The following is a 22327-nucleotide window of genomic DNA, read 5'->3' on the forward strand; positions in this document are numbered from 1 at the left end:
ATCATTCACCCCTTTTCGTAGTGGTAGTCTCTTTGTGATGGAATATAAAATCTATCATAATGACAATATAAGGTGTCATTAAACCTATAATTCCTGCGAGTAAATTGAAATGTTCGGGAAATCGCATAATGACGACGACCACTAAAATGGCCGCGGCAAAGCGTGATAATGACCCGAAGGACTTCGCTGTTTGGTTGTTCGCTGCCTTTTCACCAATCACATCGACACGCTTTTGCAATAAAAAGAGATTGAATAATCCTATTACTAGTCCTAATATTAATCCTGCAAAAACTGTTTCGTAGTCTGTAAAACCCCAACCGGCAACTGAAATCGCTAACGCGTAAAGCATCCAACTTCGTTGACGGTTTGCCATAGTGGCGTAATCTGTCATGATGTGTCGTCTCCTAAATACTGATTAGCTAGCTTGATCGTGCCATAGACACCTGCGGCTAAGCCAATGAACAACCCGATAATTAAAAAAAGAGGGCTTGTCTGAGTGACGCTATCAAGCCATCGCCCTGCAAAGATCCCCACGATAGTTGATCCGGACAAATGACTGAGAATAACGGTTGTGATGGCCATCCCTTTCACGGGGTACTTCATAAGCGTAACCTACCAATCACATAAAATCAGACAACGATATGTTGAATTAGACCTATTCATTTAAGACGAGTTGTCTAACATTCGTTAGCATTTTTCGTCTTTAAGCCTAATCATTCCACACTAGATTAGCATACAATAGCACCTTTTATAAGTCAATTGATATTAAGGCGAAAATAGTTCGTTTTTTTGACATTCTTGTGACTTATGGTCGATGAAATTCTAATCTTTGATTGTAGGTTTGTTCATTGTCTGTTGCTTGGATCATGACATAGTATAATCCGCTCGACCACTGGGATATGTCAACTTTTTGTTCATGTTTTCCTGAGGATACATCTGACTGTTCTGTAATGGTTTGAGCGTGAGTGAATGATGAATCATACACATCGATTGAAAGGGCTTTCAAAGAATCAGCTACATAATAGGTTAACATGGCTTTATCTTCGGTGAAAGGTTCAACAGCTATCTCTGCATTGATTCGAGGAAAATCTGCAGACCCGCCGACAATTAAATAGGGCAAATTGACTGTCTCACTATCCAATTTTAATGAAAGATAGCCTTCATGAACACCCTTCATCTTGAATTTTTTGTGAAAATGCGCTTGAATCGGGAAAGTTTTTTCTGAATGAGCTGGAATTGTTGTTGAAAGTGGGATCTCCCAATTGACCTGTTCATGGCGCTTTGGAATATTCCAAGTGACATCTAGTGGTTCCCCGCCCGTATTATGAACGGTAATAGACTGCGTTTTTGATGGCTGATCAGCTTGGTGATAACCAAATTGAAGTTTTTTCGATTCGATGTAATAAGTTGACTCAAATAACGATTGTACATCTAACCACCCACTGCCTGCTTCGCTTGGGCGACTATTTTGGCTGAACGGATTCGCATGTGATAAAAGTTGTTGTTTTAATTCTTCCGGCGTTGCATTCGGCTGAGTTTGTTTCAAGAGAGCTAATACGCCTGTCACATAAGGCGCAGCCATGCTTGTCCCTTGAAAGTTGGCGTAACCACCTGGAATTGTGCTCATAACATTGACGCCTGGAGCTAATAGATCTGGTTTAATCGTCCAATCACTTGTCACAGGTCCACGTGCGCTAAATTCAGCAATCCCGTCTTTAATGGCTTGAGTTGATGTTTCGATCCATGTTTCGTGTTCCCGAAGTTGTTCTGCTTCTTCACGCGTGATAACAATGACTGGGAGTGTGGTTGGCGTCACCGACCAATCATTCGGATCTTCTTTCGTTACAATGATTAACGCTTCTGCTTTGGTTTGAACGGCATCGGTGATGAGTTTAGTATAGGATCTGTCTTTTTTGGTTGTCATTAAAATTTTCCCTCGTAGATTAGCGGAGCCGCTTGCTTCCGTTTTATATTGATAAGGAAAGCGTTCATCTATCGGCCATGTTCCACTTTGCGGCATTTGTCTAACTGGTATGGTTTTACGTCCAAAGATCTCAATCATCGCTCGTGATTGATCGGTATAACCTGCACCAACGGTTATCGCTTTTTGAGCCGTAGCGGGTGTCGTAACAGTCCAATCCTCTGGCCCATTATTGCCTGATGCAACAACGATTAAATGACCTAAATCAAATGCTTGATTAACAGCTTTTGAAAGAGGCGTATCAGGTGAATTGATGTTCGTTCCAAGTGATAAATTAATAATATCCATATCATCTTTCACTGCTTGTTCAAGAGCTGCTAACACATGAGCCGAGGTTCCGACACCACCTGGTCCAAGCGCCCGATAACCATAAATCGATGCATGAGGGGCAACCCCTTTCATATCACCGTTAGCTGCGATAATCCCTGCTACATGCGTTCCATGATTGGTTGGCATGCCGTCTTTTGCCGTTGATTCCATGGGGTCCTCGTCAAAATCAATGACATCGAACCCCCCTTGATACTGGGCGCTCAAATCAGGATGGGTATAATCAATTCCTGTGTCGATCACTCCGACTTTGATGCCTTCTCCAGTCGCATCAGTCGATTCAACTTGGTAATTAGGAAGATCATTGGGGAGTGATTGGGTTTGATTTTGAATAGCGGGCGAATCATAGGATTGTGCGCGATTATAATCATTCACCCATGACTCTTGGTGAAGGTCTTTAATATCGTCTTGGGCGCCTTTAATCGCTACGGCTTGTAGCAATGTATCGTATGTATAAAGCACCTCAAGAAAAGGATAATCTTGCTTAACCTTCTCGGTTATTTGTTCGGGGTCACCATCTATTTCGACAATCCACGTCATGTCTTCAGCTGAAACGGTTGATGTTGTTATAATGATTGTTAGTGTGAGAGCAAATAAAAAACGCATACGACCACTCCTTCGCTTGTTAGGGTTAGCGAAAGATGATGGGGTTATGCGCCAACTTGAAATGGGAAATGCGTTTTTTAGTGAAGTATATTAGGGCCAAAATTCATGTTATTTCACAATCGCCGCACATTGTTTCATAATCTTGTGGGATTGTTAAACACTTCAGCGAGATTGTGAAATAATCCCGGCAGAATGTTTAACAAAGTTGAGCGTTTGTTTAACAATCGTGCGAGAATGTAAAAAACGACAGCGCAGTGGCTGTCGTTTTGTCTTTATTTCGTTCCAAACAAGCGATCTCCAGCGTCGCCTAAGCCTGGAATAATATAACCTTTTTCACTTAGTTTTTCATCTAAGCCAGCGACATAAATATCAATATCAGGATGGGCCTCTTGTACGGCTTCAACCCCTTCAGGCGCTGCGATTAGGCACATTAAACGAATATGCGTCGCACCACGTTTTTTAAGGGAATGAATCGCTTCGATCGCTGAGCCACCTGTTGCTAGCATTGGGTCTGTCACAATCAGTTCACGTTCATGAATATCAGATGGTAACTTAATATAATATTCAACTGGTTTCAGTGTCTCGGGATCGCGGTATAAGCCGACGTGGCCAATCTTAGCGGCTGGGATCAAATCAACAATACCATCGACCATGCCTAAGCCAGCGCGGAGGATCGGGATAATCCCAACTTTTTTACCAGCTAGGACGTTCGATTTTGAGGTGGCGACAGGGGTTTCGACTTCAACTTCTTCAAGCGGTAATTCGCGTGTAATTTCAAACATCATCAGTGCAGACACTTCATCGACAAGCTCACGGAAAGCTTTTGTGCCTGTTTCTTTATCACGGATGAAGGTTAACTTATGCTGAATCAATGGATGGTCAAATACGTAAACTTTACCCAAAACAAACAACTCCTTTAAACAATATCTCTTGAATTTTACCTAAAACTGACGAATGTTGCAATGTGCACACAGAAAAAAGTGGCGAGAATTTCTCACCACTTTTAGATTATGAATACATCGGAAAACGATCAGCTAGTTTTTGAACACGCGCTTTAGCTTCTTCTAATTTCGCTTCATCTTCATGATTATTTAATGTGAAGGCAATGATTGATGCAATCTCATCCATTTCTTCTTCGCCAAATCCGCGTGTAGTGACAGCAGCTGTTCCAATACGAACGCCACTTGTGACAAACGGGCTTTCTGGGTCGAATGGAATCGTGTTCTTATTCGTCGTGACGCCAATTTCATCCAACGCCGCTTCTGCCACTTTACCTGTTAAGTTAAGCGGACGAACGTCTAGTAATAATAGATGGTTATCTGTACCGTCAGAAACTAAGCGAATACCTTCTTGTTTTAAAGCTTCACCAAGGCGTTTCGCGTTGTTAATAATTTGCTTAGAATAGTCTTTAAAAGATGGGTCAAGCGCTTCTTTGAAGGCTACCCCTTTTGCTGCAATAATATGCATGAGTGGTCCACCTTGCATACCGGGGAACACATTGCTATCAATCTTCTTCTTGAAGTCTTCTTGGCATAAAATTAAGCCACCACGAGGACCGCGTAATGTTTTATGCGTGGTTGATGTCACAAAATGAGCGTATGGTACTGGGCTTTGATGCAGTCCTGCTGCAACTAAGCCAGCGATATGAGCCATGTCGACGAGTAAGTATGCACCGACTTCATCAGCGATTTCACGGAATTTTTTGAAGTCAATTTCGCGTGGATAAGCTGATGCACCAGCGACAATCATGTTCGGCTCCACTTCTTTCGCCTTGTCTAACAGTGCGTCATAATCGATCGTTTCACTGTTTTCATCAACGCCATAGTCAACGACATTATACAGTTTACCACTGAAGTTTACAGGGCTTCCGTGTGTAAGGTGACCGCCGTGGTTTAAATTCATGCCTAAAATCGTATCGCCTGGTTTTAGTGCGGCAAAATAAACAGCCATATTCGCCTGAGCACCAGAATGCGGCTGGACGTTGGCGTGATCAGCACCGAATAATTCTTTGGCACGGTCTCGAGCTAGGTCTTCCGCAATATCAACGTATTCACAGCCACCATAATAACGGCGATGCGGGTAACCTTCAGCATATTTGTTCGTTAAAACAGATCCGGCCGCTTCCATTACCGCTTCAGAGACAAAGTTTTCGGACGCGATTAATTCAATTTTGTCGTGCTGACGGTTCTTCTCCTGGTTAATCGCCTTAAGCATGTCTGGGTCTACTTCGTTTAACTGATTGTGTAAATGTGTCATGAGTAAAGCCTCCTTATGTATATAATGTCAGCAATTGATTGCTGACATAGATTACGTGTGATAGATGGCGCGTTCACCGCCGATTAATTTCGGCCGCGTATAAGCGTAGGTCACATGTGCGTCGCCAAGTGTTTTAATCGGAAATCTAATCGGGACAGCGACAGGTTTTAAATGCATGCCGATCAATGTGTCCCCGATGTCCATGCCTAGGTCAGCTTGGATCGATTCGATTAAAACGGGCTCGTCCATATGGTGATAAGCATAAGTTGCCATGGAACCTCCTGCCTTCGCATGAGGAACGGCACTAACTTGCGGAATCCCAAGCGTTTGTTGCAGCGATCGCTCTAATACAATCGCACGGTTTAGATGCTCACAGCATTGAAACACAACGTGAACACCCGTATCTTGTTGAAACGCTTTCAGTTCTTTATACAAAATTTCAGCGAAGTCTGTGCTTCCAGCTGATCCGATTGCTTCGCCTTTAATCTCACTGGTCGAACAACCGATGATCATGATTTTGCCAGGCCTAACTGTATAGGATTGTCGCCATGCATCCATCACCGATTTGACGTCGGATTTAAACGTCTCTAAAGACATGCGAATCCCTCCTCACCTGAGCACTCTTCTACTTCAAAGTATAACAAAAAATTCTGAATAGGTATATGTTTTTTATTCGACTAAGTTAGCCATACGTTTATTAGATTTTTGCTGGAATTTCTGAGGCTGAAACAAAAAATAATAATGCAAAGTGAAACCCAAATAATATAATTAAAAAATCGTTCGAGTTTTCTGCTTGAATGACGCTCCATCAAAACACTTCGCTTGGTTCTACGTGACATAAGCTCAACATCGGCTCTGCTGAGGCAATCGCCGTGTTTCCTTTACCGGGGCACGGCTCGAGCCTCCTCAGCCCAAAGGCGGGGATTGCGGGGTCTCGAGACGCGTGCTGTTCCCGCAGGCGTCTACGTGTTTTGATTCCGCTTCATAAGTAGTTAACTGATATGATTTTGAAACATTCGTCTTTTGCACAATTGAATATCCTTTTGTCCCATCCTAATAATTAAACTGACTAATTTAATAACTTCACAGCAGAAAAAACCGAAGCACCCCTCAGAGCACCTCGGTCATCAATCCATTATTGGTTTTCGTACGCCATCATTTTTTCAACACGATTCGCATGACGCCCGCCTTCATAGGATTCTGACAAGAAAGTCGTGACGATTTCGCGTGCTAGGCCTGGACCAATGACGCGTTCACCCATCGCAAGAATATTAGCGTCATTATGTTGACGGGTCGCTTTTGCGCTAAAGACGTCGTGAACAAGGGCACAGCGCGCCCCTTTTACTTTGTTGGCTGAAATGGACATGCCAATGCCTGTCCCACAAATGACGATGCCGAAATCAAATTCGCCACTTGCTACGCGCTCAGCTGCTGGGATCCCGTAATCAGGGTAATCAACGGACCCTTCGCAGTCGCAACCTATATCTTCAAATTCAATATTCATTTCTTCTAATAGATTTGCAATGTCTTCACGTAAGTTTTGACCGCCGTGGTCTGATGCTAAAATAACTCTCATGCTTCTTCCTCCATTTTCTGTGCTAATAAATCAATATAGTACTCTAATTGTTCGCGTGTGTTTTCATATGTTTCAGTATCAAGCCCAATTGGATCAGCAATATCATGTTCAGGCTCATCGAGGAATTCTTTTAACGTAAACACTTTATCATCAAAGCTCGTGTATTCTAGTTTTAACGCTTCTTTATGTTGGCTTGTCATGGTTAAAACTAGATCAGCCCAACTTAATAATTCACGGGTAACAGGCTGTGAGATATGATCTTGAATCATGCCTCTTCCTTCCATTGCTTCGATTGCTTTGTCGTTGGCGTGTTGACCATGTGGTGCCATCATGCCGGCTGATTGCACATCAATTTCTGGATATTTCTCTTTCATAATTGCCTCAGCCATTGGACTGCGACACGTGTTGCCTGTACAAACAAATAATACACGATGCAACGCGCTTCCCCCCTGACTCCTACTTTTCATCCATTTCTATTCTACTTGAAAAAGCGCGCCTTGTCATGTCATTTACCACACCATCTGTAAACCTAACACCGTCAACACAAGCCCACCGAATGCTTCAGAATAAACGCCAAACCATTTCCGACTATGACGAGCCAACATTAAGCCTAACCAACTTAACATCATACTCACGAGGCCAAACATGACCGCAATCACAAAAACATGTGCACCAATCATGCCAATCGAAACGCCTACTGAAAAGCTATCTAAACTAACTGTAAAAGCAAGTACCATTAAGCCAAAAACAGATAAAGGCCTGTTCACATCATGTTGCCAAAACGTCGAGATCACCATTTGGATACCAATCGCTACTAGCAACCAACCGCCAATGAGTTGAGCCATTTGACCAAACTGTTCTGATAAAAATTCACCAAATCCAATGCCAGCTAAGGGCATCATGACATGAAATGCCCCAACAAGTACGATAAAGTATAGCCACCATCTTAATCGTCGGTGGGTCATGCCAACAGTTAAACTGACGGAAAATGCGTCCATCCCGATTGCAAAAGCTATTAACACATAAGGAACGACACTCTCATAAAAAAACATCACACGCGAGTCCTCCTAAACGTCGAGCATTCTAGTTTAATCTATGCTCGTCCGTTTCTGTTTAGAAGAACGCGTATGATGAATCATTCAATTGTTTCGCTCGCTGCTTTTTCCAGACGATTCATTAAAGCTTCGCCGATTCCATCTTTCGGGAATGCTTCAGCCAGAATAACCTCATAATCTGAGTCATCAATCTGACGTAGACGGTCATATAAATGACGCGTGATGGCTAGTAAATCCTCTTGTGAACCAAGTCTATAGACGTGATCTTGATCCAATTCCGTCGCGCGCTCATCACTCACCATAAAGCCAACTCGATTGCCTTCTTGTTGTAAGTCATGCGCCACTTGTTTCATGCGTTCAGTTCCACCATTTACAATCCAAATCGGACAATCAGGTGCGTAATGTTTATATTTCATCCCCGGAGAACGTGGTGCATCATCCTCTGCTTGTAAAGACGGTGCTAGATTAACAGGACCGATTACAGCTTCAATTTCCGTTTGTGTGACGCCACCTGGCCGCAAAATCATCGGCGGATCAAGTGTCATGTCTATAACTGTTGATTCAACACCCACGCCCGTCGTTCCACCATCTAATACGCCATGAATTTTTCCGCCTAAATCATGCAAAACATGGTCAGCCGCTGTTGGGCTCGGTTTCCCTGAACGATTGGCACTAGGCGCTGCAACAGGTATGTTCGCAGCTTGAAGCAACGCCAAAGCAACGGGGTGATCCGGCATACGAAACCCTACTGTCGTCAAACCTGCTGTTACGTTTTCTGCAAGTTTTGATCTAGCAGGTAAAATAAGCGTTAAAGGCCCTGGCCAAAACGCATTGATTAAGGCTTGGGCATCCTTTGATACGTCCGTTACATAATCATATATCAAATCGCTCGAACCAACATGCGCTATGAGCGGATTATCAGCTGGGCGACCTTTTGCTTGAAAGATTTGCGAAACAGCATGATCATTCGTCGCATCTGCTCCTAAGCCGTAAACCGTTTCAGTCGGAAAAGCTATCGTTTCACCTTGTTTTAAACGCTCAGCCGCTTCTTGGATCGCCTGATTATTAAGTTCCTCATGACTTGTCCAATGTTTCGTTTCCATCGTCGTACTCCTTTTCTCTCGTCCATCGCTAATTTATATTATGGAAGGAAAACGACGAAAGTGCAATCGTCATGATGTGGTTTGAACGTTTAAAGATTTTACATACCAATAGCCTTGCTGATCTTTGTTTTCAACAGGCGCCTCTTCTGATGGTTTAAATTGATTCATTTCGAGTAACACTTGCTTACTCGGATCATCGAGATGCGTGTATAAATTATGGAAGTTCGCTTTGACAGCGTAATCCCCAATCCATTCAAACATCATTAACATAAGCGCAGGATTAGAGCCACCTTTTACCCACAGGCGTCTCAACCATGCATCTTTTTGACTAACAGGGTCCAATACGAAGAAAGCGATCGCCTCATCGTCAATCAACGTTAGATAACCGTAATCCCATTCCCATTGGTGGACCGGCTTTTGTTCCTCCGTAAAAAAATGATTTAACACGTCTTCAGATACATCCTGAATCGGTTCTATTGTCAACATTTAGAACGCCTCCTTGCCTTTTTCTATTAAGCTATGAGACGTTCTCACAATTTATGCTTAATTAAATAGATTCTTGAGCCATTCCCAGATGAAAAAGGTGGTTTCCCGTTCCTCTTCTTTTTCTGACTCAGCCTCTTTTTGCTTAGATCCCGTATCTTCATCATGCTCTAAAACTGCGCCACCATCAGAAAACTCTACAAAGCATAACGGCGGAAATAAAACACACCACCAATTGTCACCTTCACCTTCTCCAAGCGTGATTAAAATGGCTTCGTATTCACCTGCAGGATAAACAAAACGGTCGTAAACTTTATCCGGAAACATCACCTCTCCAAATTCTACTGAAACGGAATCTTCTGTATTTTGATCTACAATCGCTTCGATTTCTGGCAAGTTTTGTTTAATCGTTGCTCGCGCCTTATCTATTGATGTTAGTGTTTCAACCCACTCCGTAATTTGTTCACTGACCTCATCTCGAATTTGGCGTTTCTCTGCTTGATCCTTTTCACTATTTGAATCCGCTAAAATCCGAAGTCTAATCGCTTCATCTGGAATCACCACAAAATCAGATTCCTCTTCTTCATCAGCCACTGTATCTACCAAAAAAACCGGCATTAATATAAGTCCAATTAATACTAAAATAACAACTCGCATCCCCACTCAACCCTTTCTCGTAATCTTGTAATCTCATCATTTCCGAGATTTCATGCAGATATACATCTAGATTTATGATAGAATGATTGAAATTGATTAGGGTGATTGAGTCGGGCGCACATATTGGGGTCTGAGTCGCACATTTAATAGTCGAGGGCGCTCTTTTATTTTTGAAGTCGCCCAATTATTTCAAAAAGCGCTCTTTTATTTGATTAAAGACACTATTATTTCAAAGGGCACTCATTTATTTTGTTAGGCGCACTATTCTGGAAGGAAATTACTCATTTATTTTCATTGCCACACAATTAATTGAAATCGCGCTCAATAACATCAATCATTACACCGCCCAAAATAGTCATCTCATATTATTAAAGGAGGAGTTTCAATGTTTACATACACAATCGATGATGAACTTTATTTAAAATTGGTCGATGATAGCGACTTGGGGGAACTTTTTGCTTTAACCGATAACAATCGTGAACATTTGCGGGAGTGGTTGGCTTGGGTTGATCAAACAACTAAACCTGAGGATACAGCACAGTATATTAAAGCCTCGAAGCAGCTTTATGCCGACAGCAAAGGAATGAATGCAATCATCGTATTCCGAGGTCGTATCGCTGGCGTCGTCGGTTATAATTTATTGGATTGGAAAAATGGCGTCGCGCATATCGGCTACTGGTTAGCTGAGTCATATCAAGGCTTCGGCATTATGACGAAAGCGACATCTACCTTAATGGCCCACGCATTTGACCAACTTAATATGAACAAAGTGGAGATTCGGGCAGCAAGTGGGAACACGAAAAGTCGCGCAATCCCTGAGCGACTTGGCTTTACAGAAGAAGGAACAATCCGCGCTGCCGAACGCTTAAGCAGCGGTGTCGTTGACCATACAATCTACGGCATGCTCCAAGATGAATGGCTCACCAGTTAATTTGTTTAACAATGCGTGGAGATTGTTTAACAATTGAGTGAGATTATTTCACAATTGAGCTGGATTGTTTCATAAACGAACAAGATTGTCTCACAATCGAGAAGAATTGTTTCATAATTGAACAGGATTGTCTCATAAAATAAGAGAGCGCGTTCCTTTTCAAATAGGGAACGCGCTCTCTTATTAATTCCATAAAACAATACGGTCTTTACCATTTATATCTTGTATGACTCGAACGTCTGCGGCAGAGTCATAGGATTGAATCAATGCAGGGACGCTCTCACCTTGATCGTAGCCAATTTCAAAGGCAATCAGCTTCGGCCTAACATCAAGTTGCATAACTTGCTTCACGATTGTGTCATAAGCAGCGAGTCCATTCATTTCAGCAAATAAGGCTTCAGCTGGATCATGGAGCGAGACAGTTTCCGATAATGAATCGCGTTCAGCATGCGGGATATAAGGTGGATTCGATACGATGATATCAGGCGTAGCTCCCTCATCCAACACAGGTTTCAAAAAATCGCCTGACGTCCACAAAACATCTCGCTGTAGTCGCTCACCATTTGAACGCGCTACAGCCAATGCGTCTTCTGACAAATCCGTTCCGATCACCGTTGCGTCTTTCAATCGACCTTTTAACGAAAGAGCGATAATCCCACTTCCTGTGCCGACATCAACGATCACCTCACCGCCGTTCACTTCATTTAGAACAGCCAAAACTAACTCTTCTGTTTCTGGACGGGGAATCAAGACACGCTCATCTACATAAAACGTATCATCAAAAAAGTCCACTTCATTCGTAAAATGTTCAACTGGTTTTCCTGTTACAGCATGATCATGAATCCAAGTGGCAAACGTGTTAGCCACATCTTGATCTAGCACATCACGCCCCATTGCTAGCCACTGACTTTGACTAACACCCAACAAATACCGCAACAACAATTCACCAACACGCGGTTCGCGGTCATGTTGCTCTAAAAAAGAAGAAGCCCAGTTTCGGGCTTCTTGCACCGTGTTAAACGTCATATTACTCACCAAGTTCTTCTAATTTCTCTGTTTGTTCTTGAATGAGAAGGGAATCGATAATTTCATCGATTTTACCTTCCATCACTTGATCTAACTTATTAATCGTTAAGTTAATGCGATGGTCTGTGACACGGTTTTGTGGGTAATTGTACGTACGGATGCGTTCTGAACGGTCACCTGTACCGACCGCTGATTTGCGGTTTTCATCATATTCTTCTTGCGCTTTTGCTTGTTCCATCTCATAAATACGGGCACGAAGAACTTTCATGGCTTTTTCTTTGTTTTTAATTTGTGATTTTTCGTCCTGACATGACACGACAACACCAGTCGGCTCATGTGTTAAACGGACAGCTGACATCGTCGTATTAACACTTTGACCACCTGGGCCACTTGAAGTAAACGTGTCGACGCGAATATCATTATCCTGAATATTTACTTCAACTTCTTCTGCTTCTGGTAAAACAGCGACAGTTGATGTTGACGTATGAATCCGACCGCCAGATTCCGTATCAGGAACACGTTGAACGCGGTGAGCACCGTTTTCAAATTTGAAACGAGAAAATGCTCCTGTTCCATTAATCATAAAAATAATTTCCTTAAAGCCGCCAACTTCGGCTTCGTGCGATTCGATCACTTCAATGCGCCAACCTTGTGATTCCGCATAACGTGAATACAAGCGGTACAAGTCGCCTGCAAATAAAGCGGCCTCATCACCACCAGCAGCACCACGGATTTCCATGATGACGTTCTTATCATCGTTTGGATCTTTCGGAATCAATAAGAACTTAAGCTCTTCTTCCATTGGTTCTACTTGTGGTTCTAATTCTTCTAATTCTTCTTTTGCCATATCAATGACATCTTTATCTGATTCTTCTGAGATCATTGTTTTCGCATCTGTGATTTGTTGTTGAAGATCTTTATATTCGCGATATTTCTCAACGACTGGTTGAATATCAGCTTGTTCTTTTGAATATTTACGTAACTTATTAGAATCGTTAATAACTTCAGGATCCATCAATAAATCCGTCAGCTGGTTATAACGATCCTCCATATGTTGTAATTTTTCGAGCATACGACGTCCACCTCTAACATTTCGTTAATTATTCCACATTATATCATACCATAGAATATGAAAAAATTTCGTCCATTACACCGTTTTTCGAATAACAATTGAAAACCAGTCGAGATTACGGTCAATCAAGACTGGTTTTCAAACATCGGATTTAATTTTGTGACGAGCGAGCTTTAAGTTGATCGTTGGCTGAACGTGGGTGATTCGGCACTTCGTGATGATGACGACAACGAGGCTCGTACGATTCAGATGCACCGACTAAAATAACTGGATCATCATAGGAAGCAGGTTTGCCATCAATTAAGCGTTGTGTCCGACTGGCTGGTGAACCACAGTAAGGGCAAATCGCATTTAATTTCGTGACGTTTTCTGCCATCGAAAGAAGTTGCGGTAAGGCACCAAATGGTTCGCCGCGGAAATCTTGATCTAATCCAGCCACAATGACACGTACACCTTGATCAGCTAAGTACTGAGCGACTTCAATCACTTGATCGTCAAAGAATTGAACTTCATCGATCCCGACCATATCCACATTGTCGTCAATATTATCGTAAATATCTTGGACATCATCAATTGGGCGAGCGATAATCGAATTGCCGTTATGAGAAACGATGGATTCTTCCTCATAGCGATTATCGATTGCTGGTTTAAATACGCGTACATTTAAATTGCCGTATGTTGCTCGGCGCACGCGGCGGATTAACTCTTCTGATTTACCAGAAAACATACTGCCACAAATGACTTCAAGCCAGCCACTGTGTTTCATTACATACATCATGATTTTCGCACCTCATTTATACAAACTTTTACATTTTTCGCAAGATGGTGATTAAAAAGGGCGGCCAACCTTGTCGCTGACTGCCGAATTATGATTGCTATTTCACTAATAAAAATAAAAAAGCTGACCGTCTTAGCTAAATGACCACACGGTGAAATAAGGTTTGTTAGATCATCTCGTATGGTGTTTAGCTGAAAGATACGGTCAGCTCCTTTAATTGAATCTTCGTTATTATGACATGTTGTATTTCTTCTTGAAACGGTCTACACGGCCACCAACTTTGTCGGCTTTTTGCTTACCAGTGTAGAACGGATGGGAAGCTGAACTGATTTCAACACGAATTAATGGGTACTCATTACCGTCTTCCCATTCAATCGTTTCATCAGATTCTAGTGTCGAACCACTTAGAAATTTGAAATCAGAGCTTGTATCTAAAAATACAACCTGACGATATTCCGGATGGATATCTTGTCTCATGCTTAACACTCCTTCTTGCCCTGAATCCTGTGGAAACAGAGTTGATTAAAACCGTTCGTTAACCGATTGTTAACTTCCAAGTCATACAGAGTGATTATATCAACTCAAGTTTTAGATTGCAAGGTCCGCAATCAATTCTTATTGTTTACCTTTCATTTCATCGTCCATAATTTTGAAGAATTCATCGTTATCCTTCGAGTTACGTAGACGACGCAAGAAGCGGTCTAAGAAATCATGTTGATCTTGCATCGTTTTTCGAATCGCCCATGTCTTATCAAGATGTTCTTTTGATAAGAGAAGCTCTTCTTTACGAGTACCTGACTTAAGCACATCAATCGCTGGGAAGATGCGGCGTTCAGCCATGCGGCGATCAAGATGTAATTCCATATTGCCTGTTCCTTTAAACTCTTCATAAATGACGTCATCCATGCGTGAGCCTGTATCGACTAAGGCTGTTGCTAGTACTGTCAAGCTACCACCTTCTTCGATATTACGGGCCGCACCAAAGAAACGCTTCGGACGGTGGAATGAAGCTGGGTCGATACCACCAGATAACGTCCGTCCACTTGGTGGAATCACTAAGTTATACGCACGAGCTAAGCGTGTAATACTGTCCATTAAAATAATCACGTCTTGTTTATGCTCGACTAAACGCATCGCGCGGTCTAACACAAGCTCGGACACTTTAATATGATTTTCAGGCACTTCATCGAACGTCGAACTAACGACATCGACGTCTTCAGCTACTGACCGTTCAATATCCGTCACTTCTTCTGGTCGTTCATCTATTAGCAAGATAATTAATTTTGAGTCGGGATGATTTTGTTTAATGCTATTAGCTGCTTGTTTTAAAATCATTGTCTTCCCGGCTTTAGGTGGCGCAACAATGAGTCCACGTTGGCCAAAACCAACAGGCGCCATCATGTCCATAATTCGGGTAGCTAAAACATTTGATTTTGTCTCGAGATTCATTTTACGATCTGGATATAAAGCGGTTAAGCCTGGAAAGTGAATCCGTTCTTTGGCACTTTCAGGATTGTCCCCATTAACCGCATCGACATGCAGTAGACCAAAGTAACGTTCATTTTCTTTCGGCGGACGAGCTTTACCAGAAACTAGATCACCATTTCTTAAATCAAAACGGCGAATTTGTGAAGCGGAGATATAAATGTCTTCTGGGCTTGGCGCATAGTTAATTGGACGTAAGAAACCAAAGCCTTCTGACTGGATAATCTCTAAGACGCCGTCAACAAACAGTTTACCGTCTTGTTCCGTTTGCGCTTTTAGAATCGCAAAAATTAATTCCTTTTTGTTCAGTTTCGCATAATAAGAAACGCCAAATTCACGAGCTAGCTCGTACAGTTCTTTTAAATTCTTCGTTTCTAATTGTGCGATTGTCATTTGATTTGACACAAAAACACCACACTTTTATGAAATTTTATTCGTTTATATATTGGAAATAAGTTTGTTTGGGTTGTCAATTCTATGTGAGAAGAAATAGTTATATGAGGTATAACTGTTATATTGTATCGTGTTTTTACGTTTTAGGCAAGGTGTTCAGTTGGTGTAAAAGGGAAGTCTGCATGTAGTACTGCAGACTTCAAATATTCATAGCTTTTCTAATGACCGTTGTCGATATTGTGATTCGCTTTCGGTGGACGCTTTCCGCGGGCACGGCTCGAGCCTCCTCGGCCTAAAAGCGTGGCCTGCGGGGTCTCGAGACACGTGCTTTTCCTGTGACGGCCCGGACGGCCTAATGTCGACGTTGGTCACAGGACGTGACCGCACTTAGTCGACCAGGAGTCGCCACCTTCGCTTCTCACAATTCAACAACTATGAGCTTTAACTAATACGTCAAATCAACGCTCAGTTATAACAATTCTATATTCACTAATCTTTCATCACTAAATCTGGTTTCTTAGCTAGGCTGTGAGTGCCGTCGATGAAGCGGACTGTGCCTGATTTGGCGCGCATAACTACGGTTTCTGTTGTGGCTTTATCGCCTTTGAATTGCACACCTTGTAAGAGTTCTCCGTCTGTAATGCCCGTTGCAGCGAAAATAGCATCCTCGCCACCGCATAGGTCTTTCATCGTTAAGATACGGTTCACGTCTTCAATGCCCATACCTCGGCAACGTTCTGTTTGTTCATCATCAACTGGTTTTAAACGGCCTTGAATTTCGCCACCTAAACACATTAAGCCAATCGCTGATAACACGCCTTCTGGTGCACCGCCTGTTCCCATTAGCATGTCCACACCTGTATGGTCAAAGGCAGCGTTAATAGATGCTGCTACGTCACCGTCAGGAATTAATTTAATACGTGCACCTGCTTCACGAATTTCTTGAATGAGTTGATCATGACGTGGTCGGTTCAAGACAACGACAACCACATCTTCTACGTCTTTTCCTTTAGCATCAGCGACAGCTTTCAAGTTATCAGCTGTTGAAGCGTTTAAGTCGACTTTTCCAACAGCTTCAGGACCGACTGCGATTTTCTCCATATACATGTCCGGTGCATGAAGTAATTCGCCACGGTCAGCAATGCCTACAACGCACAATGCATTCCAAGTACCAAGTGCAACAATATTCGTTCCCTCAACAGGATCAACAGCAATGTCTACTTCGGGTCCTTGGCCTTGGCCCACTTCTTCCCCTATGTATAGCATCGGTGCTTCGTCTTTTTCCCCTTCGCCGATCACGACAGTCCCTTGCATCGGTACCGTATCGAAGACTGTTCGCATCGCTTCTGTTGCAGCGCCATCAGCTTCTTCTTTCTCACCTCGTCCCATCCATCGAGCAGACGCTAGCGCAGCCGCTTCAGTCACACGAACAACTTCCATCGATAAACTTCTTTCCATGGTTATGACTCCCCTTTTTATAATGCTCTAGTCAGTGCTTTACGCATTTTGGAATAACTTTTTATCTTCTTCAGACATTTGCTCGCGCCATACAACAGCTCCGAGACTTTTTAGTTTTTCTGTAATTTGGTCGTAACCTCTCTCAATATGATCAAGGCCTACGACTTCTGTGACGCCATCTGCCATTAATCCGGCAATGACTAAGGCCGCACCAGCGCGCAAATCACTCGCTTTAACTTTCGCGCCTTCAAGCGGAGATTGTCCAGATATCACAGCAGAATTGCTTTCAACTTTGATATTTGCATTCATCCGTCTCAATTCATCGATGTGCTTAAACCGTGCTTGATAAATCGTGTCGGTCACAATACTCGTTCCATGTGCCTGAGTTAATAACGATGTGAAAGGTTGTTGCAAATCCGTCGGGAAACCTGGGTAGACGAGTGTTTTAATATCGACACTATTTAACTTACGGTTACCACGGACAACAAGATAATCTGCTCCTTCTTCGATTTCTACGCCCATTTCACGTAACTTAGCCGTTAACGATTCGAGGTGAGTCGGAATCACGTTATCCACGGTTACTTCTTCACCTTTTGAAGCGGCCAAAATCGTATACGTCCCCGCTTCAATCCGGTCTGGGATAATCGTGTGTTGGCATCCTTTTAACTCATCGACGCCTTCAATTCGAATCACATCTGTCCCAGCACCTTTAATATTGGCACCCATACTATTTAATAACGTTGCCACGTCAATAATTTCTGGTTCTTTGGCTGCATTTTCGATCGTCGTCTTCCCTTTTGCTCTAACGGCCGCCAGCATAATATTAATCGTGGCACCAACACTGACAACGTCTAAATATATTTTCGCACCAATTAATTCATCAGCTTGTAAATAAATAGCGCCTTGTTCGTTGGTGACTTGAGCACCTAAAGCTTCGAAACCTTTAATATGCTGATCAATCGGACGTGGGCCTAAATTGCAACCTCCAGGCAAACCAATCACAGCCTTCTTAAAACGGCCGAGCATTGCACCCATAAAATAATACGAGGCACGTAGCTTTTTCACACGTCCGTTTGGTAAAGGCATTGAGACCATATGTGACGGATCAATCGTGATATCCTCACCGTTTTGTTCCACGTCACCGCCGATATCGCGTAATAATTCTTTTAATATTTGAATGTCGGAAATATTCGGAAGGCCTTCAATGGTGACCTCAGATTCAGCTAAAATAGTCGCTGGTAACAAAGCTACAGCACTATTTTTAGCCCCGCTAACCCGCACTTCACCGTTTAATTGATGGCCGCCTTCAATAAGCAATTTATCCATATGCCATGCTCCTTATTAGGTTCGTTCATCCTTTAACTGTTAGCGTACCCTAGCTGAACGCGAATTATTTATTCGCTTCTTCCCAATCGTTCAAGAATTTTTCAATGCCTTGGTCAGTTAATGGATGTTTAACTAGTTGTTGAATGACTTTAAATGGAACTGTTGCAATATGCGCGCCATTAATCGCTGCTTCTGAAACGTGCATCGAATGGCGTACGCTTGCTGCGATAATCTCTGTATCAATACCATGTGTATCAAAAATCGTTGCGATCTCGTTAATTAAATGGAGGCCATTTTGCCCCATATCATCCAAGCGCCCTAAGAAAGGTGACACATAAGTTGCGCCTGCACGTGCAGCAAGTAATGCTTGGTTCGCTGAGAAGACGAGTGTCACGTTAGTTTTGACACCTTTGTCTGTCAATGCTTTACACGCTTTTAAGCCTTCTAATGTCATTGGTAATTTCACCGTAATATTTGGTGCAATTTTAACTAGTTCTTCTGCTTCTTTTAGCATACCTTTTGCGTCTTCCGAAATGACTTCAGCACTGACAGATCCTTCTGTTACTTCTTGCGTGATTTCTTTTAATCGGTCGTGAAAAGACACGCCTTCCTTCGCAACAAGTGAAGGGTTTGTTGTGACACCTGATAATATGCCTAATGCATTTGCTTCTTTAATTTCATCTAAATTTGCTGTATCAATAAAAAATTTCATGTTAATCCGTCTCCTTTAAATGTCTGTTGATACACGAAAAGGCTAACCCAGTCGCGCTGAGTCAGCCAATTTCATCACATGTCTATCGTCAGAAAACCGTCTACATCTACTCGTGAGTTGTGACTAACCTTAGATAATAGTGTGGACACGACGGTTTCCTCCCCTAATGTTATTCTATATCTATTCTCTTACTAGAATACCAAGTGTGTCGATTTTTCGCAACATTACTCCAGGGCTTTTTAGTTATTTTAAAAAATAATGCACGACTTGTGAAACATCTTCTAGTGTGAACGGCTTTTCCAATATGTCTTCGTAAGACACGTCCGTTTCCTGTTCTATTTGGCTTTTACCCATGCCCGTCATTAAGACAGCAGGTGCTGTTTCACCTTCATCTCGAAGTTTTGCAATAAATTGATCACCTTTCATATAAGGCAATAAATAATCAACAAAATAAAGGTCTGTCCGAGTATTTTTCATCGCATCTAAAGCTTCGGAACAGTTTGTAAACTGTTTAACCTCTAGCCCTTCTTGTTTTAAAAAAGCCGCCATTAATGTTGCGATTGATTCTTCATCATCTACGACAACAGCTTGATACTTTCCCATACCATCACCTGTTTCCAGTTCAATTTCTTCAACTTCACTTTACATGATTAAAACAGGAAAATCAATCCATTTCACAATTTTATACACAATTGGCTTATTTTACGCAATGCTCGACAAATTTCTTGAATAACGGCTGTGGTCGAGTTGGTCTTGATTTAAATTCTGGATGGAATTGTGACGCGACAAACCATGGGTGATCACTAATTTCAATAATTTCTGCTAAGCGTCCATCTGGGCTTAATCCTGAGAAAGTAAAGCCAGCCGCTTCCATTTGCTCACGGTACGTATTATTAAATTCATAACGGTGACGATGGCGCTCGTAAACAATTTCATCCTGATAAGCATCATACGCATGCGTACCTTCTTGTAGGCGACATGCATAAACACCAAGACGCAGTGTACCACCTAAATCTTCCACTTCCTTCTGTTCAGGCAGTAAATCAATGACTGGATGCGGCGTTGATGGATCGATTTCTGCAGAATGTGCTCCCTCGAGTCCTAAAACATTTCGCGCATATTCAACCGTTGCAAGTTGCATGCCGAGACAGATACCTAGGAAAGGAATCTTTTCTTCTCGCGCATAACGAATCGCTTCGATCTTACCATCAATCGCACGATCGCCAAATCCACCTGGGACGAGTATACCGTCGACATCGCTTAATTCAGCGTCAACATTATCTCTTGTTAACGTTTCTGAACTCACCCATTTGACTTTAATATCGGAATCAAACGCAAAACCGCTGTGTTTCAAGGCTTCGACTACAGAAATATACGCATCTTGCAGTTGGACATATTTGCCGACTAGAGCGATCGTCGTTGTTTTCGACAAATTTTTCACCCGGTCGATCAGCTCATGCCATTCCGTCATATCAGCTGCTGGAGTCGATAATCCGAAGTGCTGACACGCTAAATCATCTAAGCCTTGTTGCTGCATCTCAAGCGCCACTTCATATAACACTTCACAGTTACGCGCTTCGATGACAGCTTTCTCATTAATATCGCAGAACAGCGCAATTTTATCTTTCATACTCTGGCTAATCGCCATTTCAGTTCTAAGCACGACAACATCTGGTTGAATACCGAGTGAACGCAACTCTTTAACGGAGTGCTGCGTCGGCTTCGTTTTCATTTCCCCTGCTGCTTCTAAATACGGCACTAAAGTACAATGAATATACATGACATTGTCACGCCCGACATCACTCTTTAACTGACGAATCGCTTCTAGGAATGGTAAACTTTCGATATCACCGACAGTTCCGCCGATTTCTGTGATGACGACGTCCGCATTCGTTTCATTTCCAGCTTGATAAACTTTGTCCTTAATTTCGTTTGTAATATGAGGAATCACTTGGACAGTTCCGCCTAAATAGTCACCCCGACGTTCCTTCCGAATAACCGTCGAATAAACTTTACCCGTCGTAATATTGGAGTATTTATTTAAATTTATGTCAATAAAACGCTCATAATGCCCGAGGTCAAGGTCCGTCTCAGCGCCGTCCTCAGTCACAAATACTTCACCATGCTGATAAGGACTCATCGTACCAGGGTCCACGTTTAAATACGGATCGAACTTCTGAATCGTGACATTTAATCCTCTGTTTTTGAGCAAACGTCCTAATGATGCAGCGGTAATTCCTTTACCCAAAGAGGAAACAACCCCGCCCGTTACAAAAATATACTTCGTCATGTTCACAGCCTCACTTTCTATACTTCCATTTATGATGTGTTAATGAATTGGAGTTTAGTTTCAAATTCGTCTATAAAAAACAAAAAAAGCTCCCGAAACCAATATTCGGGAGCTTTAATCACGTTTTTTTAGAGAGCCCACATAGAATAATACGCCTGAACCAAGGGAAAGTCAAGCATACTTTATAAGTCTTCTTCCTCGTCACCTTTATCTAGGTTCTTCTCGAGATCATCGACTTCATCTTCAAACGGCTCCTCTGCTTCTGGTTCTTCTCCAGTTGTATCAACATCGTCTTCAAGCAGGGTTTCATCTTCAGCTGCTGGTTCTTCTGCTTTATCTTTTTTCTTTTTCTTCTGCTTCTTCTTCGGTTTTTCCTCAGCAACAAACGCATCTTCAACCGTTTGATCAAATGGATACCAATGCTTTAAGCCCCATAGATTGGAACCAACTGATAAGAAACGACCGTCAATATTAAGATCGGTATAAAATTGAGAAATGTATAGTTCTTTTTCCTTCTGACTGAACTCTTTCGCTTCAGCAACAAGCTGGTACATATCTTGGAAATTTCTCGCTTGATTCTCACCATGCATGATTTCATAAGCAATATCAATCATCGACATTTCTTGAACTTCTTCTTGTGTATACTTTTCTAAGCTCACAACCAGCACTCCTTTATCCAGTTAGCAGTAACTTTAGCTACTTTCCTAGTTTACAGAATATCATATATCATCGTCAATTCAAGAACAAATTATAATGATTGATATGGAGGAGTAGCTTTGGAGACTTTTCGGCGCTCGCCGTTATATTTCGGC

Annotated in this window: 24 protein-coding genes; 1 reads left to right on the plus strand and 23 read right to left on the minus strand. The window is 42.3% G+C overall.

Annotated elements, in window-relative coordinates:
- Position 1: 1 nt before the first annotated feature.
- From FHR85_RS06000 to spoIIR, 12 genes are all read right to left on the minus strand, one after another.
- Positions 2 to 391: an ATP synthase subunit I gene (locus FHR85_RS06000; protein WP_167261964.1), complete on the minus strand. Its 390-nt coding sequence runs from the start codon at positions 389 to 391 to the stop codon at positions 2 to 4.
- Complete coding sequence (locus FHR85_RS06005; RefSeq protein ID WP_167261965.1) at positions 388 to 603, minus strand: AtpZ/AtpI family protein; 216 nt, start codon at positions 601 to 603, stop codon at positions 388 to 390. Before FHR85_RS06005 ends, FHR85_RS06000 begins: the two co-directional genes overlap by 4 nt.
- A 202-nt stretch (positions 604 to 805) precedes the next feature.
- The gene (locus FHR85_RS06010) at positions 806 to 2914 is read right to left on the minus strand and encodes a S8 family serine peptidase (protein WP_167261966.1); all 2109 of its coding nucleotides are present in this window, start codon (positions 2912 to 2914) and stop codon (positions 806 to 808) included.
- Between the two features lie 272 nt (positions 2915 to 3186).
- Positions 3187 to 3816, minus strand: a complete 630-nt coding sequence (gene upp, locus FHR85_RS06015; RefSeq protein WP_167261967.1) for a uracil phosphoribosyltransferase — start codon at positions 3814 to 3816, stop codon at positions 3187 to 3189.
- Between the two features lie 106 nt (positions 3817 to 3922).
- Positions 3923 to 5170, minus strand: a complete 1248-nt coding sequence (locus FHR85_RS06020) for a serine hydroxymethyltransferase (protein WP_167261968.1) — start codon at positions 5168 to 5170, stop codon at positions 3923 to 3925.
- 51 nt (positions 5171 to 5221) lie between these two features.
- Complete coding sequence (locus FHR85_RS06025) at positions 5222 to 5767, minus strand: TIGR01440 family protein (protein WP_167261969.1); 546 nt, start codon at positions 5765 to 5767, stop codon at positions 5222 to 5224.
- Between the two features lie 538 nt (positions 5768 to 6305).
- On the minus strand, positions 6306 to 6746 hold the full coding sequence (gene rpiB, locus FHR85_RS06030) for a ribose 5-phosphate isomerase B (protein WP_167261970.1): 441 nt from the start codon (positions 6744 to 6746) through the stop codon (positions 6306 to 6308).
- Positions 6743 to 7183, minus strand: coding sequence for a low molecular weight protein arginine phosphatase (locus tag FHR85_RS06035; protein WP_243864176.1), 441 nt, complete (start codon positions 7181 to 7183; stop codon positions 6743 to 6745). Before FHR85_RS06035 ends, rpiB begins: the two co-directional genes overlap by 4 nt.
- Positions 7184 to 7255: 72 nt before the next feature.
- On the minus strand, positions 7256 to 7798 hold the full coding sequence (locus FHR85_RS06040; RefSeq protein ID WP_167262042.1) for a manganese efflux pump MntP: 543 nt from the start codon (positions 7796 to 7798) through the stop codon (positions 7256 to 7258).
- Between the two features lie 83 nt (positions 7799 to 7881).
- On the minus strand, positions 7882 to 8904 hold the full coding sequence (locus tag FHR85_RS06045; RefSeq protein WP_167261972.1) for an L-threonylcarbamoyladenylate synthase: 1023 nt from the start codon (positions 8902 to 8904) through the stop codon (positions 7882 to 7884).
- A 69-nt stretch (positions 8905 to 8973) separates the two neighbouring features.
- Entirely contained in the window at positions 8974 to 9390 is a 417-nt protein-coding gene (locus FHR85_RS06050; protein WP_167261973.1) for a hypothetical protein, read from the minus strand.
- A gap of 57 nt (positions 9391 to 9447) precedes the next feature.
- A complete protein-coding gene (spoIIR, locus tag FHR85_RS06055) occupies positions 9448 to 10044 on the minus strand; it encodes a stage II sporulation protein R (RefSeq protein WP_167261974.1) in 597 nt (198 codons plus the stop codon).
- Positions 10045 to 10429: 385 nt separating this feature from the next.
- On the opposite strand from spoIIR, the gene FHR85_RS06060 reads away from it, so the two are divergent.
- Positions 10430 to 10975 (plus strand): GNAT family N-acetyltransferase, encoded by a 546-nt coding sequence (locus FHR85_RS06060; protein ID WP_167261975.1) that lies wholly within the window; start codon positions 10430 to 10432, stop codon positions 10973 to 10975.
- 183 nt (positions 10976 to 11158) lie between these two features.
- Here FHR85_RS06060 and prmC read toward each other — a convergent pair whose 3' ends face one another.
- The 11 genes from prmC to rpoE form a co-directional block, all read right to left on the minus strand.
- Positions 11159 to 12001, minus strand: coding sequence for a peptide chain release factor N(5)-glutamine methyltransferase (gene prmC, locus FHR85_RS06065; RefSeq protein WP_167261976.1), 843 nt, complete (start codon positions 11999 to 12001; stop codon positions 11159 to 11161).
- Between the two features lies 1 nt (position 12002).
- Positions 12003 to 13073, minus strand: a complete 1071-nt coding sequence (prfA, locus tag FHR85_RS06070) for a peptide chain release factor 1 (protein WP_167261977.1) — start codon at positions 13071 to 13073, stop codon at positions 12003 to 12005.
- Positions 13074 to 13224: 151 nt separating this feature from the next.
- Entirely contained in the window at positions 13225 to 13848 is a 624-nt protein-coding gene (locus FHR85_RS06075; protein ID WP_167262043.1) for a thymidine kinase, read from the minus strand.
- Between the two features lie 234 nt (positions 13849 to 14082).
- The gene (locus FHR85_RS06080) at positions 14083 to 14328 is read right to left on the minus strand and encodes a type B 50S ribosomal protein L31 (RefSeq protein ID WP_167261978.1); all 246 of its coding nucleotides are present in this window, start codon (positions 14326 to 14328) and stop codon (positions 14083 to 14085) included.
- Between the two features lie 138 nt (positions 14329 to 14466).
- Positions 14467 to 15729, minus strand: a complete 1263-nt coding sequence (rho, locus tag FHR85_RS06085) for a transcription termination factor Rho (protein WP_167262044.1) — start codon at positions 15727 to 15729, stop codon at positions 14467 to 14469.
- 489 nt (positions 15730 to 16218) lie between these two features.
- Positions 16219 to 17187 carry a class II fructose-bisphosphatase gene (gene glpX / locus FHR85_RS06090; RefSeq protein ID WP_167261979.1) on the minus strand — a complete coding sequence of 323 codons (969 nt, stop codon included), beginning with the start codon at positions 17185 to 17187 and terminating at the stop codon, positions 16219 to 16221.
- Between the two features lie 39 nt (positions 17188 to 17226).
- A complete protein-coding gene (locus FHR85_RS06095; RefSeq protein WP_167261980.1) occupies positions 17227 to 18513 on the minus strand; it encodes a UDP-N-acetylglucosamine 1-carboxyvinyltransferase in 1287 nt (428 codons plus the stop codon).
- Positions 18514 to 18577: 64 nt separating this feature from the next.
- Positions 18578 to 19225, minus strand: a complete 648-nt coding sequence (gene fsa / locus FHR85_RS06100; protein ID WP_167261981.1) for a fructose-6-phosphate aldolase — start codon at positions 19223 to 19225, stop codon at positions 18578 to 18580.
- 243 nt (positions 19226 to 19468) lie between these two features.
- Positions 19469 to 19828: a response regulator gene (locus FHR85_RS06105; protein ID WP_167261982.1), complete on the minus strand. Its 360-nt coding sequence runs from the start codon at positions 19826 to 19828 to the stop codon at positions 19469 to 19471.
- 94 nt (positions 19829 to 19922) lie between these two features.
- Complete coding sequence (locus FHR85_RS06110; RefSeq protein ID WP_167261983.1) at positions 19923 to 21515, minus strand: CTP synthase; 1593 nt, start codon at positions 21513 to 21515, stop codon at positions 19923 to 19925.
- A 182-nt stretch (positions 21516 to 21697) separates the two neighbouring features.
- Positions 21698 to 22174, minus strand: coding sequence for a DNA-directed RNA polymerase subunit delta (gene rpoE / locus FHR85_RS06115; protein WP_167261984.1), 477 nt, complete (start codon positions 22172 to 22174; stop codon positions 21698 to 21700).
- Positions 22175 to 22327: the final 153 nt, after the last annotated feature.

This window comes from Alkalibacillus almallahensis, from assembly GCF_011761495.1.
Lineage (GTDB): Bacteria > Bacillota > Bacilli > Bacillales > Alkalibacillaceae > Alkalibacillus > Alkalibacillus almallahensis.

Excerpts from the sequence above, each read along its gene's own strand:
- FHR85_RS06080 (WP_167261978.1), bottom strand. The coding sequence starts at position 14,328 with ATGAGACAAGATATCCATCCGGAATATCGTCAGGTTGTATTTTTAGAT.
- FHR85_RS06050 (WP_167261973.1), bottom strand. The coding sequence starts at position 9,390 with ATGTTGACAATAGAACCGATTCAGGATGTATCTGAAGACGTGTTAAAT.
- fsa (WP_167261981.1), bottom strand. The coding sequence starts at position 19,225 with ATGAAATTTTTTATTGATACAGCAAATTTAGATGAAATTAAAGAAGCA.
- FHR85_RS06040 (WP_167262042.1), bottom strand. The coding sequence starts at position 7,798 with ATGTTTTTTTATGAGAGTGTCGTTCCTTATGTGTTAATAGCTTTTGCA.
- FHR85_RS06005 (WP_167261965.1), bottom strand. The coding sequence starts at position 603 with ATGAAGTACCCCGTGAAAGGGATGGCCATCACAACCGTTATTCTCAGT.
- FHR85_RS06110 (WP_167261983.1), bottom strand. The coding sequence starts at position 21,515 with ATGACGAAGTATATTTTTGTAACGGGCGGGGTTGTTTCCTCTTTGGGT.
- rho (WP_167262044.1), bottom strand. The coding sequence starts at position 15,729 with ATGACAATCGCACAATTAGAAACGAAGAATTTAAAAGAACTGTACGAG.
- glpX (WP_167261979.1), bottom strand. The coding sequence starts at position 17,187 with ATGGAAAGAAGTTTATCGATGGAAGTTGTTCGTGTGACTGAAGCGGCT.
- FHR85_RS06025 (WP_167261969.1), bottom strand. The coding sequence starts at position 5,767 with ATGTCTTTAGAGACGTTTAAATCCGACGTCAAATCGGTGATGGATGCA.
- FHR85_RS06105 (WP_167261982.1), bottom strand. The coding sequence starts at position 19,828 with ATGGGAAAGTATCAAGCTGTTGTCGTAGATGATGAAGAATCAATCGCA.
- prmC (WP_167261976.1), bottom strand. The coding sequence starts at position 12,001 with ATGACGTTTAACACGGTGCAAGAAGCCCGAAACTGGGCTTCTTCTTTT.
- FHR85_RS06000 (WP_167261964.1), bottom strand. The coding sequence starts at position 391 with ATGACAGATTACGCCACTATGGCAAACCGTCAACGAAGTTGGATGCTT.
- rpiB (WP_167261970.1), bottom strand. The coding sequence starts at position 6,746 with ATGAGAGTTATTTTAGCATCAGACCACGGCGGTCAAAACTTACGTGAA.
- FHR85_RS06045 (WP_167261972.1), bottom strand. The coding sequence starts at position 8,904 with ATGGAAACGAAACATTGGACAAGTCATGAGGAACTTAATAATCAGGCG.
- FHR85_RS06075 (WP_167262043.1), bottom strand. The coding sequence starts at position 13,848 with ATGTATGTAATGAAACACAGTGGCTGGCTTGAAGTCATTTGTGGCAGT.
- prfA (WP_167261977.1), bottom strand. The coding sequence starts at position 13,073 with ATGCTCGAAAAATTACAACATATGGAGGATCGTTATAACCAGCTGACG.
- FHR85_RS06020 (WP_167261968.1), bottom strand. The coding sequence starts at position 5,170 with ATGACACATTTACACAATCAGTTAAACGAAGTAGACCCAGACATGCTT.
- FHR85_RS06010 (WP_167261966.1), bottom strand. The coding sequence starts at position 2,914 with ATGCGTTTTTTATTTGCTCTCACACTAACAATCATTATAACAACATCA.
- FHR85_RS06095 (WP_167261980.1), bottom strand. The coding sequence starts at position 18,513 with ATGGATAAATTGCTTATTGAAGGCGGCCATCAATTAAACGGTGAAGTG.
- FHR85_RS06060 (WP_167261975.1), top strand. The coding sequence starts at position 10,430 with ATGTTTACATACACAATCGATGATGAACTTTATTTAAAATTGGTCGAT.
- spoIIR (WP_167261974.1), bottom strand. The coding sequence starts at position 10,044 with ATGCGAGTTGTTATTTTAGTATTAATTGGACTTATATTAATGCCGGTT.